Raw genomic sequence first — 16,976 nt, 5'->3', positions numbered from 1 at the left:
TTTATATAAGTTTGGCGAGGTTACTCCTCGCCACCTACTTTTATCTCTATATCCTCTTTACGATAAAGACCTGTACCCACAGGAATTAAACGACCAATAATAACGTTTTCTTTGAGATCTTCGAGATAATCTACTTTTGCACTAATGCTCGCCTCAGTAAGTACTTTTGTTGTATCTTGGAAAGATGCTGCACTGATAACTGAGTCAGAACTTACAGCTGCACGTGTAATACCGACAAGTACCGGTTCTGCAATAGCTGGTTGTCCTCCAAGTCTTTGGATTCTTGCATTCTCTTTTCTAAACTCTTTTTTACTCACAAGATCTCCAGGGATAAATTTTGTATCCCCGCTGTCGAGAATTTTCACTTGTCTGAGCATTTGAGAAACAATTATTTCTATGTGTTTATCCGCAATATTAACACCCTGGCGTCGATAGACTTGTTGAATCTCAGTGACCATATAGTACATCAATGCTTTTTCGCCAAGAGTACGTAAAATATCGTGACCACTTATTGTACCGTCTGTAAGTCTCTCACCAGCATGGACAAACTCGCCATTATGCACAAGAATTTGTCTATTTTTATCGATTAAGTACTCTACTGTTTGGCCAGTATCTGCAGTTATGATAATACGTTGCTTACCGCGGCTCGGTTTTCCAAAACTTACAACTCCATCAATTTCTGCCACAACTGCTGGATCTTTTGGACGTCTTGCTTCAAAGAGCTCACTCACTCTTGGAAGACCTCCTGTAATATCTCTCGATTTTGCAGCTGCTTTTGGTGTTTTTGCCAATGTTTGCGCAAGTTTTACCTCTTGTCCACTTTGCACATAGATAGCAGTTTTAGGCTCTAATACATATCTGATTACATCACTACCATCTTTTGGTGCCAATACAATAGTTGGCTTATATTCAGGTGGAACATACTCGTTGATTGTCAGCCTTGTCTCACCAGTAAACTCATCAACCTGTTCGACAGCTGTTACGCCTGCAATAACATCTTCAAATGTAACAACCCCCTCTTTTTCTGCAATAATTGGTATAGAGTATGGATCCCACTCTGCTATTACTGTTTTATCTGTTTTTGCAGGTACTGCAATAATGGTATCTTTCGATACTTTTTGGTTATCTTCTACCTCAATAATAGAGCCTCTTGCAATGTAGTGGCGTGCTGCTTCTCTTCCTTCCTCATCAGCAATGACAGCAAAAAGCCCTTTTTCATCTATCTTTTCACCTTTTTTCACTTCATGGAAGCGCTCAAGATAGTCACCTTTGAGTTTATAAAATTTCACTTCACCTTCTGCGCCACTGACAATTTTTTGCGTTACAGGAGCACCATCACGCACTTTAAGCTCAGCTGCATAAGGGATACGATTAGGAACATTCCATCCCTCTTTGATGATTTCAACAATACTTTCGCCCTCTTTTACTTGCATTCCACTCTCATAAGGAAGATAGAGTTTACCTTCTATTTTACCACTTACTCCGGCAAGCTCATTTGGTTTTGCAAAATCTCCCTTTTTAAAGCTATAGCGTACTTTCTCATCGCCATTTTGCAAAGTAATAAGCACTTCATCGTGAACACTCTTAATTTCAAGAGTCCCATCAAAAAGTGCTTTTACTTTTGGCTCAACAAGTAAAACTCCTGCGTTACGTCTATTTGCAACAATAATTTTGCCATTTTCGGCTTCATATGTTTTGAGATTGTAGTAGCGTATAAAACCCTCTTTGGTTGCAACTACTTGTCGCTCTTCAGCTGCCCTACTAGCAGTACCACCGACGTGGAAGGTTCGTAGTGTCAGCTGTGTTCCTGGCTCACCAATTGATTGTGCTGCAATAATTCCTACGGCTTCACCCGGTTTGACAAGTTTTCCTTCTCCCATATTGAGTCCATAACACTTCGCACAAACACCCTTTTCAGCTTTACAAGTAATAGGTGTACGAATAACAACAGACTTAATTCCTGCTTCCACAATTTTCTTCGTTTTCTCTTCATCAAGGAGTGTACCCTCTGCAAAGAGGATCTCTTTGGTTATAGGATCTATAACATCTTGCGCCAAAACGCGTCCATAGATTCTATCTTCAAGCGGCTCAATAAGCTCATTACCTACCGAGATCTCTGTAATCTCAACTCCTTCATGCGTTCCACAATCTTCAATTGTAACTTTGACATTTTGTGCAACATCAACAAGTTTTCTTGTCAAATATCCTGCGTTTGCAGTTTTGAGCGCCGTATCTGCTAAACCTTTCCTTGCACCGTGGGTAGAGATGAAATATTCTAAAACGTTGAGTCCCTCTTTAAAGTTAGAAATAATTGGTGTCTCAATAATAGTTCCATCAGGTTTTGCCATAAGCCCACGCATACCAGCAAGCTGACGAATCTGTGCTGAGCTACCACGTGCACCAGAGTCTGCCATCATATACACAGAGTTGAAACCATCTTTATCGTTTTTCATAAGCTCCATCATCTCATTTGCAACAGCATTTGTTGTATCTGTCCAAATATCGATAATTTTGTTATAGCGCTCTTGCTCTGTAAGTAAACCAGCTTGGAACTGCTGTTGGATCTCTTTTACTTTTCTTTTTGCCTCTTCGATGAGTTTTTTCTTCGCCTCAGGTACTTTAATATCATAAGCACTGATTGAAATCCCTGTGAGAGTAGAGTATTTAAATCCAAGCTCTTTGAGATTATCCAAAAATTCAGCTGTAATTTTTGGTCCAGCCTCTTTAAATACATAATCAACGAGCGCAGCAATATCTTTTTTCTTCAATACTCTGTTCCATAAATCCACTGGAACAAAATCTGGCAAAATAGATTTTATAATCAGTCTTCCAGCAGTAGTATAGACTACATGTCCATCTACTTTTGTACGTACTTTTGCATTTATATCGAGATTTCCAGACTCCAATGCAATCATAATCTCATCAACATCTGCAAAAAGCTTATTTGTACCCTTTACTCCCTCTTTCTCTTTAGAAAGATAGTAGATACCAAGTACCATATCTTGCGTTGGTACTGCAATTGCACGTCCTGATGCAGGAAGCAAGATGTTCATGGAGCTGAGCATCAATATTTTACACTCAGCAATCGCCTCTTCAGTCAAAGGCACATGCACTGCCATCTGGTCACCATCAAAGTCTGCGTTGAATGCAGAACAGACAAGTGGATGGAGCTGAATAGCTTTTCCATCAATGAGGACTGGGTGAAATGCCTGGATTGATAATTTATGGAGTGTCGGTGCACGGTTGAGAAGTACAGGATACTCTTCAACTATCTCTTGGAGGCACTCCCATACTTCATTTTCTTTATCTTCTATCATCTTTTTAGCAGTTTTGAGTGTTGTTGCAAAACCCTTTTCTTCGAGTTTTGCAAGAAGATGTGGTTTGAAAAGCTCCAAAGCCATCAATTTTGGAAGACCACACTGATCCATACGCAAGTTTGGCCCAACTACAATAACGGAACGTCCAGAGAAATCGACACGTTTACCAAGAAGGTTTTGGCGAAAACGTCCCTGTTTTCCTTTGATAATTTCACTCAAAGATTTGAGTGGTCTCTTGTTTGCACCTTTTACTGCATTACCACGGCGACCATTATCGATCAAAGCATCCACTGCCTCTTGAAGCATTCTCTTTTCATTGCGCACAATAATCTCAGGTGCATCAAGATCTAAAAGACGTTTGAGGCGTTGATTACGGTTAATTACACGGCGATAGAGATCATTGACATCACTTACTGCAAACTTCCCTCCATCAAGTGCTACAAGTGGACGCAGATCTGGTGGTAGTACAGGAATAACTGTAAGCATCATCCATTCAGGTTTATTTCCACTATTGAGAAAACTCTCAATGACTTTGAGTCTTTTTACAACTGTTTTTCTTTTGGCTTCAGAGGTGGTATTGCGCATCTCCTCTTTGAGCTGCTCAAAAGCTTCAATAAGATCGAACTCCTCAAGCAGCTCTTTTACTACTTCTCCTCCCATGCGCGCATCAAAACCTGTATCGCCAAAATGCTGCATCAATTGCTGATACTGCTCTTCATTTAAAACATCATACTTTTTAACAGGGTTTTTCTTCTCAAAATCGTAGTAAGCTTCACCTGGCTCTTTTACAATATAAGCCTCATAGTAAAGAACCCTCTCAAGATCTTTCATTTTCACACCAAGTAAAGTTCCGATACGGCTTGGCAAAGAGTTGACATACCAAATATGTGCTACAGGAGTAACAAGCTCAATATGTCCCATGCGGCTACGGCGCACTTTGCTTACAGTCACTTCAACGCCACACTTTTCACACACAACGCCTTTGTAGCGCATCTTTTTATATTTACCGCACAGACACTCATAATCTTTGATTGGACCGAAAATTTTTGCGCAAAAGAGTCCATCACGCTCAGGCTTAAGCGTACGGTAGTTGATTGTTTCTGGTTTTTTTACCTCACCATGAGACCAACTAAGAATCTTTTCTGGACTTGCAAGGCGAAACTGGATCGCCTGGATATCTTTTGGTCGTTGCTCTTCACCTATTTCAATTGGAATCAGTCTCTTCATCTTCTTTTTCCTCATTTAAAATTTCTACATCAATTCCTAGTGCTTGCAACTCTTTTGTTAAAACGAACAGTGTTTCTGGAATTCCTGGCTCTGGAATCGGCTCAGACTTCGTAATAGCTTTATAAGCAGCTACACGCCCCTCTACATCATCTGATTTGATAGTAAGCATCTCTTTAAGCGTATGGGCTGCACCATGCGCTTCAAGTGCCCAAACTTCCATCTCACCAAATCTTTGCCCACCAAAGAGTGCTTTACCACCTACTGGTTGCTGTGTAACAAGTGAGTATGGTCCAGTGGAGCGAGCGTGCACTTTTTCATCTACTAAGTGATGGAGTTTAAGCATGTACATATATCCCACATTTACACGCTCTTTAAACTTCTCACCTGTGCGCCCATCGTAAAGCTCTGTTTTACCATCAAGATCCATTTTTGCCATTTCATAGAGTTTTTGGAACTCTTCAGCAGTTACACCTTCAAAAACAGGTGTAGCAAATTTTACACCTCTACTCCAATCTCGTGCATATTTGATAAGTTCATCATCACTCATCTTCTCGATTGTCTCTTTAGCATTCATGAGTTTTGCCACATCGGCAATCTCAATCATTTTAGCACGCAACTCATTGATAAAATCTGCTCTTTTAGCCTCAAAAATCTCTTGAATCTGCTCACCAAGTCGCTTTCCAATAAGTCCTAAGTGTACTTCGAGAATCTGTCCAATATTCATACGTGATGGAACCCCAAGAGGGTTAAGTACAATATCTACAATGCGACCATCTTTTGTATATGGCATATCGGTTTCAGGAACGATAACAGAGACGATACCTTTGTTACCGTGACGTCCCGCCATCTTATCACCTACTTTGAGCTTTCGCTTTGTCGCGATAAAGACTTTCACAAGTTTTACAACGCCACTTGGTAAGATATCCTCTTTTTCTAAGATTGAAAGCTTCTCTTCATGCTCTTCTGTAAGTTTTCTCTTTTCGTTTTGGAAATGTGTTTTTATCTTGTTATAACGAGCTTGTACCTCGGCTGGATAGGATTTCACAAGTGCATTGAGTGCAAATCTATTGATACTACTGAGCTCCTCTTTTGAAATAACTTCGCCCGCTTTAAACTCTTTATCTTTGATTTTTGCATCTTTTTCTAAAGGCTCTTTAGAAAGGAGTGAAATGATTTTGAGCATCTCTTCTCTGTCTATCATCAAAAGTTTATCATGATGCTCTTTTGAGAGCTTCTCCTTCTCCTCTTCATAGGCTTTGATGCTGCGAGGATCTTTTTCATACCCTTTTTTGGTAAAAATCTTCACATCTACCACAACCCCTTCCATAGATTGTGGGCAGTAGAGTGATTTATTGACAACATGACCCGCTTTTTCCCCAAAGATTGCTCGCAAGAGTCTCTCTTCTGGGCTTGGACGTACTTCTCCTTTTGGAGATACTTTTCCTACAAGGATCATTCCTGGCTTCACATATGTACCAACTTTGACAATACCACTCTCATCAAGGTGCGCAATCTCTTCCTCTTTGACATTTGGAATATCACGAGTAATCTCTTCTACACCATGTTTAAGCTCTCTTGCTTCAACCTCTTTTTCATAAATATGCACTGATGTAAACTCATCATCGCGAATAATACGCTCACTCACAACAATAGCATCCTCGAAGTTATACCCATTCCAAGGCATAAAGGCTACAAGCATATTTTTACCAAGGGCAAGTTCAGCATTGTCCATATTTGGACCATCAGTAATTACTTGTCCCGCTTCTACATAATCACCTTTTTTGACAATTGGTTTTTGTGTAAAGCAGGTATTTTGGTTAGTTCTGAGATTCTTTTGGAGCTTATAGTGATCGATATATGCTCCATCTTCATCTTCACCAAGAATATAGATGTTTTCACTATCAATCTTTTCTACTACTCCACTTCTTTTAGCGCGAATAGACTCCCAAGCATCTCGCGCCACTACTTTTTCCATACCGGTTCCCACCATTGGCGCTTCAGTTTTGAGAAGTGGTACAGCTTGGCGCTGCATGTTTGAACCCATCAAAGCCCTGTTCGCATCATCATGCTCCAAAAATGGAATGAGACTCGCAGCAACACCAACTACCATGCGCGGAGTGAGGTCAATAAGCTCTACTTTACTTTTTTCAACTAAGATAATCTCTCCATCTTTTCTTGCTTCTACATAATCACCTTTAATCTCATTACCATCAATAATCTCAGTATTGGCTGGAGCAATGATTTTTCCCTCTTCTTGTGCCGCTGTGAGATAGACGATCTCATCAGTTATTTTTCCATCTTTTACAACTTTATACGCAGCTTCAATAAATCCAAGATCATTTACTTTCGCATAAGTGGAGAGAGTGTTGATAAGACCAATATTTTGGCCTTCTGGTGTCTCAATAGGACAAATTCTTCCATAGTGTGTAGGGTGAACGTCACGTACTTCAAACCCAGCACGCTCTTTAACAAGTCCTCCCTCGCCAAGAGCGGAGAGGCGTCTTTTGTGTGTGATTTCGCTGAGTGGATTTGTTTGATCCATAAATTGAGAAAGCTGCCCTGTTGCAAAAAACTCTAAAACAGTATTTGTAATCATTTTTGAGTTTATGAGATCGTGTGGCATAAGCTCATCTAAATTGCCACTTATTGTGGTCATCTTATCACGAATTGCTTTTTGCATCTTCACTAGACCAGAGTGAAGCTCATTTGCCAATAGCTCACCAATTGCACGAATACGTCTGTTTCCAAGGTGGTCGCGATCGTCGATACGTCCCTGCCCATTTTTTACTTTTATGAGATACTGTACTGTTTTTATAATATCTTCGCTTGTAAGTACAGTTACATATTGAGGAACATTGAGATCGAGCTTATGGTTCATTTTCATTCTACCCACACGGGTAATATCATATTTTTCTGGATTAAAGAAGAGATCTTTTACAAAGGCTTTGGCAGTCTCTTTTGTAACAGGCTCTCCTGGGCGCATTACTTTATATATTCTAATAGCTGCAAGATCATTTTCATCTTCTATGCCTTCTGTCTGTTTGAGAAGCTTCAGACTCTCTTGATCAGCAAGAAATGAATTGATAATTGCTTTATCTTTTCCAACTGCCAAATCGTTGACAATTTCAAATTCAGTAATTCCGCTTTCAATAATTTTTTTGAGTTTTGTCTCATCAAGGTTGGTCAATGTATCAAAAAGTACTTCACCACTTGTTTGATCAATTATTGGTGCAGCAAGATAGCGATCCATCAAAACTTCAAGAGGAAATTCTACATATTGCAGCCCCTCTTCAATAAGTTTTTGGGCTTTTTTCTTAGTAAGGCGCTTACCCTCTTCTATAATGAGATTGCCTTTTTCGTCGCGAACCTCAAATTCTACTCTACCGATAAAATCTTCTGGTTTAAATTCAATTAAAAATTTATTATCTTTTGCAATTATCTTTGTTATAGGATAAAAAAGTTTTAAAATATCTTGTTTTGTATATCCAAGTGCTCGAAAGAGAATAGTAGAAGGAATTTTTCTTCTTTTATTGATACGTACATACAAAATATCTTTAGGATCATATTCAAAGTAAAGCCATGCTCCACGATCTGGAATAATTTGCGCAGTATCAATCATCGTTCCACTAGAAGTCGTGGCTTCTTCCTCTTTAAATATAACGCCAGGACTACGATGGAGCTGGTTCACAACAACACGCTCAACACCATTGATAATAAAAGAGGTTCTATCAGTCATGTAAGGAATGTCACGAACATAAATGGCTTGTTCTTTGACATCTTTCACACCAATTTTCTCTCCCGTTTTCTCATCGCGCTCCCAAAGTACAAGCCGAATGTTCATTTTCAGTGAAACGCTATATGTAATACCACGTTCCATACATTCGCGAATTGTATATTTTGGTTTAACAATTTCGCTTCCAGCATATTCAAGCGAAATTCTATTTTGCGGATCATGGATAGGGAAAATTGATCTAAAAACCTTTTCAATACCGCTATTTTCTCTATCTTTGGCATTTGCCATTAAGAAGTTTTCATAACTGCTTTTTTGAAGTTGTAAAAGGTTTGGAACCTCTAAGTCTTGGGGGATCTTAGAAAAATCTACCCTGAGTCTGCTTCCGGATTTTAAACTATTTAGCATAGGCTAACCTCATTTTCGTAGTTTTTACCGCATGGTATATGTAGAAGGGGGAGTATTCTATCGCAAATTTGTTTAAGAAGAGGAAAGCTTCCTCTTCTAAGTATTTATTGAAAGTCTTATTTAATTTCTACTTTAGCGCCAGCTTCTTCGAATTGTTTTTTGAGCTCTTCAGCCTCTTCTTTGCTTACACCCTCTTTAATTGTAGTTGGTGTATTTTCTGCAGCTTCTTTAGCTTCTTTAAGTCCAAGACCAGTTACTTGTCTAATAACTTTAATAGTATTGATTTTCTTAGGACCAGCATCAGTCAATACTACGTCAAATTCAGTTTTTTCTTCTGCAGCAGCACCACCTTCAGCACCACCAGCAGCTACAGCTCCAGCAACTACAGTTGGTTGTGCGCTAACACCAAATTTCTCTTCAAACTCTTTTACAAGTTCACTAAGTTCCAAAACACTAAGGTTTGAGATATATTCGATTACATCTTCTCTTGTACAAGCCATTCTTCTCTCCTTTTATTTTTTTAGCTTTCTTTTTGTTGTCTTATATTTTCAAGAACAGTAACAAAGTTTTGTTTAGGCGCATTCCATACATAGAGGAGATTGCGTAATGGAGCAGTCCATACAGACAAAAGCATTCCAAGTAGCTCCTCTTTGCTTGGAAGCTTGCTATAAGCTTCAATTTTGCTCGCATCAGCAACTTCGCCTTCAAAATAGCCCTGTTTGATTTTGAAGTTCTCTTTGTGCTCTTTAGCAAAGTCAGTTACAGTTTTGGCAAGATCTACTAAATCATCTCCCCAAACCAAAACGTTTGTCTCTTTGAGCACAAAGTCTTCAACACCGTTATTTTTAAGAGCAATCATTGCTAGAGTATTTTTTACTACTCTAACTTTGAGCCCTTTTTCCTTTGCTGCGCGTCGAAGTGATTCAAGTTCAGCAACACTCATCCCTTTATAATCACAATCGACGATCGCGGCAGCATTTTTAAACTCTTCGGTGAGGTAAGATACAACCTCTTCTTTTTGGCTACGTGTCAAATTTTTTTACCTCCTTTCCGACAGAAGACTTCAAGCAGGTCTTATGGATGCCCGCTATCTTCAGTCTAAGATAAACTACGCTTTAATATCCATTAATTCTTGTGGATTAAGTTCTACCGCAGGGCTCATTGTCAACGATAATGCAGCATGGCGAATATAACGTCCTTTTGCAGCAGCAGGTTTAAGTTTATTAATTTGTGCAACAAAAGCTTCGAGATTCTCTTTTAAAGCTTCAGGTGAGAAACTTGCTTTGCCAATACCAGCATGAATGTTTCCCTTTTTATCAACTCTAAAATTTACCTGACCCGCTTTTGCATTTTTTACTGCTTTACACACATCCATTGTAACAGTACCAGTTTTAGGGTTTGGCATAAGACCTTTAGGTCCTAAAATCCTACCGATTTTTCCAACTAAACCCATCATGTCTGGAGTTGCTATAGCAATATCAAAATTTATATTTCCATTTTGGATCTCTTCAACTAAATCTTCAGCACCAACCATGTCAGCACCACACTCTTTCGCTTCATCTGCTTTTGCACCTTTAGCAAAAACAGCAACTCTTACAGTTTTACCTGTTCCGTGAGGTAATACTACTGAACCTCGTACCATCTGATCAGCATGTCTTGGATCAACCCCGAGTCTAAGAGCAAGTTCAACAGTTTCATCAAATTTAGCAGATTTTAGATCTTTTACTTTCTCTACCGCTTCTTCTACTGAGTAGAGTTTACCTTTTTCAATTTTATTTAATAGTTCTTGATATCTTTTAGAATGTTTTTTCGCCATTATTCACTCCGCATAATTTTTTTGCTACCACTTTATTTGAGATCCAGTGGTTGGGATCAATCTACTATTTCAACACCCATACTTCTACAACTACCTGCAATAATGCGCTTTGCAGCTTCTATATCAGTAGTGTTAAGATCAGGCATTTTTGTTTTTGCAATCTCTTCAAGTTGTGCTTGTGTTATTTTGCCTACTTTATTTTTAAGCGGGTTATCACTCCCTTTTTGAATACCTGCAGCTTTTTTAATCAAGTCAGTTGCAGGGGGCTGTTTTGTAACAAATGTAAAGCTTCTATCACTATATACAGTTATAACAACGGGGATATTAAACCCCATCATATCTTTTGTTTTTTCATTAAAAGCTTTACAAAATTCCATAATATTCACACCACGCTGTCCAAGGGCTGGACCAACTGGAGGTGATGGATTGGCTTTACCAGCCGGAATTTGCAGTTTAAATTGGTCTACTATTTTCTTTGCCATTTTCTTCCTTTCTTTAACTTAGATAATCTTTTCAACTTGCGTATAGAGTATTTCTACAGGAGTACTTCTTCCAAATATAGAAACATTGAGTTTCAACTTCCCATGCTCCATATCATACTCTTCAACGACTCCTGTAAAGTTAGCAAATGGACCTTCTGTAATACGTACCACTTCTCCTGGTTCGTAAGATATTTTTGGTTTTGGAGCGCCTTTTTTCTCAGTTTTCTCTAGAATCTTTTTTACATCTTCTTCAGAAATAGGAGTAGGTTTTTTAGATTCACCAATGAATCTCGACACTTTTGGCAATGTCTGAATCTTTTGCCAAAGATCTGTATCAAGATCAATATTTGCAAAAACATATCCAGGGTATATGCTTCTTTCAGTTATCTTTTTCTTCCCATTTTTTACTTCGATAACATCTTCTGTTGGAACAACAACTTCTTTAATTTTGTCTTCGAGATGCAGCTCTTTGGCCATATTTTCAATTGCGGTTTTTACAGCTTTTTCACTTCCTGCATAAACCTGAATTGCATACCACTTGTGTGCCATAAAATTCCTTAATTACATTATATGTGACAGGATAAAAGACATTGCCCCATCAACTATAGCCAAGAAGAGCGCAACGACTGAAACGACTATAAATACAGCTATATAAGCGTTTTTAATTTGCTCTTTAGTTGGAAAAATAACTTTTTGAATCTCATTGCGAGCATTTTGTAAATACTGTATAAACTTTTCCATATTTTTCCTTAGATATGGCAGGGCAGGAGGGACTCGAACCCCCGGCCAACGGTTTTGGAGACCGTTGCTCTACCAACTGAGCTACTGCCCTATATTTAAAACGAAGGAGGGAAAAACCCTCTTCTAAAATTATAGTTTTGCTTCTTTATGGAGCGTATGCTCTTTGCAAAATTTACAATATTTTCTTATTTCAAATTTTTCTGGATGCGTTTTTTTGTTTTTGGTTGTATGGTAATTTCTTCTTCCACACTTTTCACATGCCAAATGAATTTTATCTCTCATAATCAGCCCTTGCTATAAAAAGGGGCACAAGCCCCAAATATTATTCGATAATTTTACTTACAACACCTGCACCAACAGTTCTACCACCTTCACGGATAGCAAATCTTGTTCCCTCTTCAAGAGCAATTGGTGCAATGAGTTCAGCGTTGATTTTTACGTTATCGCCAGGCATAACCATTTCAACGCCCTCAGGCAATGTAATAGTTCCTGTTACGTCTGTTGTACGTACATAGAACTGTGGTCTATATCCGCTGAAGAATGGTGTATGACGTCCACCTTCCTCTTTTGTAAGTACGTAAATTTCTGCTTCAAATTTTGTATGAGGTGTGATTGTTCCTGGTTGAGCAAGAACTTGACCTCTTTCAACCTCTTCTTTTTTAGTACCTCTAAGAAGTACCCCTACGTTGTCACCAGCTTCACCTTGATCTAGCTCTTTTCTAAACATCTCAACGCCAGTAACAGTTGTCTTTTGAGTTGGGCGAAGACCTACAATTTCGATTTCATCACCAACCTTTACAACACCTCTTTCAATTCTTCCTGTAACAACAGTACCACGTCCAGAGATTGAGAAAACATCTTCGATTGGCATCAAGAATGGTTTATCGATATCACGCTCTGGAGTTGGAATATACTCATCAACTGCTTCCATAAGCTTAAGGATTTTTTCACTCCAAGGACCAATTTCACCATTTTTTGCTTCTTCTAGCGCTTTAAGTGCAGAACCAGCAATTACAGGAACATCGTCTCCTGGGAAGTCATACTCATTGAGAAGCTCTCTTACTTCCATCTCAACAAGTTCAAGAAGTTCAGGATCGTCTACCATATCTTCTTTATTCAAGAATACAACGATATAAGGAACACCAACTTGGCGTGCAAGTAGGATGTGCTCACGAGTTTGTGGCATAGGACCATCAGCAGCAGATACAACTAAAATGGCTCCATCCATCTGCGCAGCACCAGTGATCATGTTTTTTACGTAGTCAGCGTGCCCTGGACAGTCAACGTGAGCATAGTGTCTTTTATCTGTTTCATATTCTACGTGAGAAGTAGCGATAGTAATCCCTCTTTCTCTCTCTTCAGGTGCATTATCGATTTGATCATAATCTCTTTTTTCTGCATAACCTTTTTCTGCCAAAACAGCAGTAATAGCAGCTGTCAAAGTTGTTTTACCGTGGTCAACGTGGCCAATAGTACCGATGTTGACGTGAGGCTTGGTTTTGACGAATTTCTCTTTTGCCATTGCTTTTCCTCCGTTTGTAATTAAAATTGCGGGCTAATTATATCCAAATTACCACCCAAAAACAAATATGCTCGCTAGCTGCAGTGAATGGAGCCCAGAAGCGGGATTGAACCGCCGACCTCTTCCTTACCAAGGAAGTGCTCTACCACTGAGCTATCTGGGCATAGCATATCGGTTTATTGTAAAATATAAATTGGAAGCAAAACTAAAGTAGGAGTTGTAGCTACATTTAGTTCAGCTCCCAGTTTATATGGAGCGGGAGACGGGACTCGAACCCGCGACCCTCAGCTTGGAAGGCTGATGCTCTAGCCAACTGAGCTACTCCCGCAAAATGGTGGTGGGAGGAGGATTCGAACCTCCGAAGGCGAAAGCCAGCAGATTTACAGTCTGCCCCCGTTGGCCGCTTGGGTATCCCACCCTTTTACTGGTCAAACGCTGAAATTTTAAATGGAGCCGGTGAAGGGACTCGAACCCCCGACCTGCTGATTACAAATCAGCTGCTCTAGCCAACTGAGCTACACCGGCGTTGATTGATAACGAGTGGAATTATACAAGAGATTTTTTTATGTGTCAAGAGTTTTTGAAAAAAAAATTTGGATAGCCATCGGCTATCCTAGAAGACTTTGTGCTTTTATAATAATATTTTCTATTGTAAACCCGTACTCTTTAAATAGAACATCTGCTTTTCCACTAGCACCAAATCTATTTTCCATACTTATTACATCATCTGCAAAGCGATACCATTCAATTCCTGCACCCGCTTCTATTGCTAGCACTTTTGTTTTAGGATCAACGACACTATCCTGATACTCTTTGTCTTGTTCTAAAAAGAGCTCCATACAAGGCATACTGACGATATTTGCATTAATACCTTTTTCTTCTAAATGGCAGCCTGCTTGTAGTGCTAACATCACTTCACTACCTGTTGCTATAAGTGTAATTACTGCATTATCCCGTTTTTTGATGATATATCCCCCAAAGCTTGGCTCTCCAAAATCTCGTTCAGGTTTAAGAGTTTTAAGTTTTTGGCGGCTTAGAACAAATCCACACGGCTTATCCAGTTGCAAAGCTACTTTCCAGCACTCCACATTTTCTGTTGCATCAGCAGGTCTAAATGTATAAAACTGTGGCAAAGCTCTAAACGTAGTTAATTGCTCGATTGGTTGGTGCGTTGGTCCATCTTCACCTACACCTATACTATCATGTGTCCAGATGAAGTAGTTTTTAAGTTTTGAAAGTGCTGCTATACGTACAGCGGCTTTTTGATAGTCACTAAAAACAAAAAATGTTGCATTAAATGGTATGAGCAAACCATACGCTGCCATTCCGTTACAAATCGCTCCCATAGCATGCTCACGCACTCCAAAGTGAAAATTTTTTCCATCTGGGAAATCTCCCATACCTTGCAAATATGTTTTATTTGATGGAGCTAGGTCTGCACTCCCCCCTACAAATCCAGGTAGTGCTTTTGCAATCGCATTGAGAATTTTTCCATTGCTATCACGCGTTGCAATCATACTTCCTGCCTCAAATTCTGGCCACTCGATTGCATCAAAATCTGGATTTTGCAGTCTCTCTAAAATCTCATTTTGCTCTTTGTATGGAGACTCCGTGATAAGTTTTTTCCACTCTCGCTCGGCAAGCTCCCCTTTTTCTACTGCACAGCGAAAACGTACTAATACATCTTCTGGTACATAAAACTGCTCATTAGGTGGAAATCCAGCTTTTTCTTTAGCGCAGCGAATATCATCTTCACCGAGGGGTGCTCCATGAGAGTGCGGATCTCCTTCATATTTGCAGCTTCCTTTCGCTATTGTCGTATGAGCAATAATGAGTACCGGTTTTTTACGTTTTTTCGCCCAGCGCAACGCTGCATCTATATCCTCATAGTCGTGTCCATTAACTTCAGTAACATCCCAGTTTTGCGCTTCAAATCGCCTTTTGACATCTTCATTCCATGCTAAAGAAGTATCACCCTCAATTGTAATGTGGTTACTATCATAAATCATTATTAAATTATCAAGTTCAAATCTTCCTGCTAATGCGCACGCTTCATAACTAATTCCCTCTTCCAAGTCTCCATCACCACACAGGCAGTAGACATTGTGATCTATAATTTTTGTTGTTTCTGTATTGAGAAGACGTGCAGCATACTTGCTCGCCATTGCCATACCGACAGCATTCGCTACACCTTGTCCCAAAGGGCCAGTTGTTATTTCAACTCCAGGAGTATGTCCATATTCTGGGTGACCTGGTGTTTTGCTTCCAAACTGTCGGAACTCTTTGAGATCCTCAAGCGTTACATCATATCCCCAAAGATACAGAAGCGAATAGATAAGCCCTGTTGCATGTCCTCCACTAAATACAAGACGATCGCGATTAAGCCATTTGGGATTTTTCGGATTGTGACGAAGGTGCTGTGAAAGCACAACTGCAATATCTGCGAGTCCTAACACTACACCAGGATGGCCACTATTTGCCTTTTGGATCATATCAAGACCCAAGAATCTTATCGTATCAGCCATTTTTTTGAACATCTTTTTATCCATTACTTTCCTTTTTGTGTCTATAAAGATATTGTTGTAAAAGCTTTTTTAATTCTTCTTGAACATTTGCTGGAACGGTGCCAAGATCTTCTTCTATTTTTTTTGCAAGTGCATCTGCTTCTTTAATGGCGCCTTCAAGTCCTAAGAGATTTACAAACGAGTTTTTTAAAGCATCATTTTTCGTAGTTTTCCCTGCTTCTGCTTCACTCATTATCTCATCAATAATATCATCTTGAATTTGAAACAGCAACCCTAATTGTAAACCAAAATCATAGAGGCTCTTTTCAATCTCTTCACCAAGATTTGCAATTACTGCCCCCATTTCTAATGAAGCGGCTATAAGTTTTGCAGTTTTATTCCTATGGAGAGTTTTAAGCTCTTCGAGTGTTAGTTTCTTACCCTCAAAATGGCAGTCAAGAATCTGTCCATGCACCATTCCATGCACGCCACCATTAAAGCTTAAAATTTGTACAAGTTTTATCTTCACATCATTATGCAACGCTGCTTTTGCAAGAATATAGAATGCATGAGTATTGAGTGCATCTCCAACAAGAACAGCTGTTAGTTCATCAAATTTTTTATGTAGCGTTGGTTTGCCTCTGCGAAGATCTGCATCATCCATTACGGGAAGATCGTCGTGAATCAATGAATATGTATGAAGTATTTCAATCGCCAAAGCAGCATCTAGTGCAGAAGGAATCAGTAAGGGATTTGCGGCTTTGACCACACTTAAAAGCAATACTGGTCTAAACCGTTTGCCACCAGCTTGTAGCATAAAATTGAGGGCTTCTTTATAATAAGGGTGATAAGTTTGAATGTCAATAAGATTTTTTTGGAGATGTTTTTCAAAAACTTCGGCTAGGTCCATCTATTTCTGTCCAAAAAGATCAGGGTTCATTAGATTCATTGCCATTGATTTTTTCTCTTCTTCTACCATCTTGAGCACATCATTAATTGCACTAATGAGTAAAATTTCCAAAGACTCCTTATCTTCAAGAAGTGAATCATCAATCGAGATATCTATTATTTCACCTTTTCCATTTGCAGTCACTTTTACAAGCCCACCACCACTTTTTGCAGTAAACTCTTTTTTTTCACTCTCTTCTTGCACTTTTTTCGCTTTTTCTTGTATCTCTTCAAACATTTTTCCAAGTTCTGAGAGATTGAGTTTGTCGAACATTTTTTCC

At 39.2% G+C, this 16,976-nt stretch carries 13 protein-coding genes and 5 tRNA genes; all 18 read right to left on the bottom strand.

Features of this window, described 5'->3' with window-relative positions:
* Positions 1-20: 20 nt before the first annotated feature.
* Positions 21-4,544, bottom strand: a complete 4,524-nt coding sequence (rpoC, locus tag JG738_RS01520; RefSeq protein ID WP_201337998.1) for a DNA-directed RNA polymerase subunit beta' — start codon at positions 4,542-4,544, stop codon at positions 21-23.
* Entirely contained in the window at positions 4,522-8,682 is a 4,161-nt protein-coding gene (gene rpoB / locus JG738_RS01515) for a DNA-directed RNA polymerase subunit beta (RefSeq protein WP_201337997.1), read from the bottom strand. Before rpoB ends, rpoC begins: the two co-directional genes overlap by 23 nt.
* 116 nt (positions 8,683-8,798) lie before the next feature.
* Positions 8,799-9,182 (bottom strand): 50S ribosomal protein L7/L12, encoded by a 384-nt coding sequence (gene rplL / locus JG738_RS01510; RefSeq protein ID WP_084275201.1) that lies wholly within the window; start codon positions 9,180-9,182, stop codon positions 8,799-8,801.
* A 20-nt stretch (positions 9,183-9,202) separates the two neighbouring features.
* The gene (gene rplJ, locus JG738_RS01505; protein WP_084275200.1) at positions 9,203-9,715 is read right to left on the bottom strand and encodes a 50S ribosomal protein L10; all 513 of its coding nucleotides are present in this window, start codon (positions 9,713-9,715) and stop codon (positions 9,203-9,205) included.
* A gap of 75 nt (positions 9,716-9,790) precedes the next feature.
* Positions 9,791-10,498, bottom strand: coding sequence for a 50S ribosomal protein L1 (gene rplA, locus JG738_RS01500; RefSeq protein ID WP_201337996.1), 708 nt, complete (start codon positions 10,496-10,498; stop codon positions 9,791-9,793).
* A gap of 56 nt (positions 10,499-10,554) precedes the next feature.
* Positions 10,555-10,980, bottom strand: a complete 426-nt coding sequence (rplK, locus tag JG738_RS01495; RefSeq protein ID WP_084275198.1) for a 50S ribosomal protein L11 — start codon at positions 10,978-10,980, stop codon at positions 10,555-10,557.
* Positions 10,981-10,998: 18 nt separating this feature from the next.
* The gene (nusG, locus tag JG738_RS01490) at positions 10,999-11,529 is read right to left on the bottom strand and encodes a transcription termination/antitermination protein NusG (protein ID WP_084275197.1); all 531 of its coding nucleotides are present in this window, start codon (positions 11,527-11,529) and stop codon (positions 10,999-11,001) included.
* 12 nt (positions 11,530-11,541) lie between these two features.
* Complete coding sequence (secE, locus tag JG738_RS01485) at positions 11,542-11,721, bottom strand: preprotein translocase subunit SecE (protein ID WP_201337995.1); 180 nt, start codon at positions 11,719-11,721, stop codon at positions 11,542-11,544.
* A 15-nt stretch (positions 11,722-11,736) separates the two neighbouring features.
* Positions 11,737-11,812: transfer RNA gene (locus JG738_RS01480), tRNA-Trp, on the bottom strand.
* A 38-nt stretch (positions 11,813-11,850) separates the two neighbouring features.
* A complete protein-coding gene (gene rpmG / locus JG738_RS01475; protein WP_084275195.1) occupies positions 11,851-12,003 on the bottom strand; it encodes a 50S ribosomal protein L33 in 153 nt (50 codons plus the stop codon).
* A 40-nt stretch (positions 12,004-12,043) separates the two neighbouring features.
* Positions 12,044-13,243 (bottom strand): elongation factor Tu, encoded by a 1,200-nt coding sequence (gene tuf / locus JG738_RS01470; RefSeq protein ID WP_084275194.1) that lies wholly within the window; start codon positions 13,241-13,243, stop codon positions 12,044-12,046.
* Positions 13,244-13,331: 88 nt separating this feature from the next.
* A tRNA-Thr gene (locus JG738_RS01465) sits at positions 13,332-13,406 on the bottom strand.
* An 88-nt stretch (positions 13,407-13,494) separates the two neighbouring features.
* Positions 13,495-13,571: transfer RNA gene (locus JG738_RS01460), tRNA-Gly, on the bottom strand.
* A 4-nt stretch (positions 13,572-13,575) separates the two neighbouring features.
* Positions 13,576-13,661 (bottom strand) — tRNA-Tyr (locus JG738_RS01455).
* Positions 13,662-13,691: 30 nt separating this feature from the next.
* Positions 13,692-13,768, bottom strand: a tRNA-Thr gene (locus tag JG738_RS01450).
* Positions 13,769-13,851: 83 nt separating this feature from the next.
* On the bottom strand, positions 13,852-15,792 hold the full coding sequence (gene tkt / locus JG738_RS01445; protein ID WP_201337994.1) for a transketolase: 1,941 nt from the start codon (positions 15,790-15,792) through the stop codon (positions 13,852-13,854).
* Positions 15,785-16,657, bottom strand: coding sequence for a polyprenyl synthetase family protein (locus JG738_RS01440; protein ID WP_201337993.1), 873 nt, complete (start codon positions 16,655-16,657; stop codon positions 15,785-15,787). The genes tkt and JG738_RS01440 overlap by 8 nt, the downstream gene beginning before the upstream one ends.
* Positions 16,658-16,969 (bottom strand): YbaB/EbfC family nucleoid-associated protein, encoded by a 312-nt coding sequence (locus JG738_RS01435; RefSeq protein WP_201337992.1) that lies wholly within the window; start codon positions 16,967-16,969, stop codon positions 16,658-16,660.
* Between the last annotated feature and the right edge of the window lie 7 nt (positions 16,970-16,976).

Origin of the sequence: Nitratiruptor sp. YY08-26 (assembly GCF_016593215.1) — a bacterium.
GTDB classification, from domain to species: domain Bacteria; phylum Campylobacterota; class Campylobacteria; order Campylobacterales; family Nitratiruptoraceae; genus Nitratiruptor; species Nitratiruptor tergarcus.
The sequence above is the reverse complement of the archived record's forward strand: the minus strand, read 5'-3'. Positions and strand labels throughout refer to the sequence as shown.

Bases quoted from the DNA above. Each gene is read 5' to 3' on its own strand.
- secE (WP_201337995.1), bottom strand. From the start codon at position 11,721: ATGGAAAAGTTTATACAGTATTTACAAAATGCTCGCAATGAGATTCAA.
- rpoB (WP_201337997.1), bottom strand. From the start codon at position 8,682: ATGCTAAATAGTTTAAAATCCGGAAGCAGACTCAGGGTAGATTTTTCT.
- tuf (WP_084275194.1), bottom strand. From the start codon at position 13,243: ATGGCAAAAGAGAAATTCGTCAAAACCAAGCCTCACGTCAACATCGGT.
- rpoC (WP_201337998.1), bottom strand. From the start codon at position 4,544: ATGAAGAGACTGATTCCAATTGAAATAGGTGAAGAGCAACGACCAAAA.
- JG738_RS01440 (WP_201337993.1), bottom strand. From the start codon at position 16,657: ATGGACCTAGCCGAAGTTTTTGAAAAACATCTCCAAAAAAATCTTATT.
- nusG (WP_084275197.1), bottom strand. From the start codon at position 11,529: ATGGCACACAAGTGGTATGCAATTCAGGTTTATGCAGGAAGTGAAAAA.
- JG738_RS01435 (WP_201337992.1), bottom strand. From the start codon at position 16,969: ATGTTCGACAAACTCAATCTCTCAGAACTTGGAAAAATGTTTGAAGAG.
- rplL (WP_084275201.1), bottom strand. From the start codon at position 9,182: ATGGCTTGTACAAGAGAAGATGTAATCGAATATATCTCAAACCTTAGT.
- rpmG (WP_084275195.1), bottom strand. From the start codon at position 12,003: ATGAGAGATAAAATTCATTTGGCATGTGAAAAGTGTGGAAGAAGAAAT.
- rplK (WP_084275198.1), bottom strand. From the start codon at position 10,980: ATGGCAAAGAAAATAGTAGACCAATTTAAACTGCAAATTCCGGCTGGT.
- tkt (WP_201337994.1), bottom strand. From the start codon at position 15,792: ATGGATAAAAAGATGTTCAAAAAAATGGCTGATACGATAAGATTCTTG.
- rplA (WP_201337996.1), bottom strand. From the start codon at position 10,498: ATGGCGAAAAAACATTCTAAAAGATATCAAGAACTATTAAATAAAATT.